The sequence below is a fragment of the Fictibacillus iocasae genome, from assembly GCF_042665465.1.
Taxonomy (GTDB): Bacteria; Bacillota; Bacilli; order Bacillales; family Fictibacillaceae; genus Fictibacillus; species Fictibacillus iocasae.
On sequence record NZ_JBHTCP010000024.1, the window covers coordinates 1 to 656 of the forward strand.

Here is a 656-nt window from a genome sequence, read left to right on the forward strand (position 1 = left end):
TCATAATCTCCATAGAAAGGAGGTGATCCAGCCGCACCTTCCGATACGGCTACCTTGTTACGACTTCACCCCAATCATCTGTCCCACCTTCGGCGGCTGGCTCCCAAAAGGGTTACCCCACCGACTTCGGGTGTTACAAACTCTCGTGGTGTGACGGGCGGTGTGTACAAGGCCCGGGAACGTATTCACCGCGGCATGCTGATCCGCGATTACTAGCAATTCCGGCTTCATGTAGGCGAGTTGCAGCCTACAATCCGAACTGAGAGTGGCTTTTTGGGATTGGCTCGGCCTCGCGGCTTTGCAACCCTTTGTACCACCCATTGTAGCACGTGTGTAGCCCAGGTCATAAGGGGCATGATGATTTGACGTCATCCCCACCTTCCTCCGGTTTGTCACCGGCAGTCACCTTAGAGTGCCCAACTGAATGCTGGCAACTAAGGTCAAGGGTTGCGCTCGTTGCGGGACTTAACCCAACATCTCACGACACGAGCTGACGACAACCATGCACCACCTGTCACTCTGTCCCCCGAAGGGGAAAGTCCTATCTCTAGGATGGTCAGAGGATGTCAAGACCTGGTAAGGTTCTTCGCGTTGCTTCGAATTAAACCACATGCTCCACTGCTTGTGCGGGCCCCCGTCAATTCCTTTGAGTTTCA

1 rRNA gene is annotated in these 656 nt (G+C 54.4%); it reads right to left on the minus strand.

Going from position 1 to position 656, the window contains the following annotated elements:
- Nucleotides 1–15: 15 nt before the first annotated feature.
- Nucleotides 16–656 (minus strand): 16S ribosomal RNA (locus ACFQPF_RS11370); the annotation flags it as partial.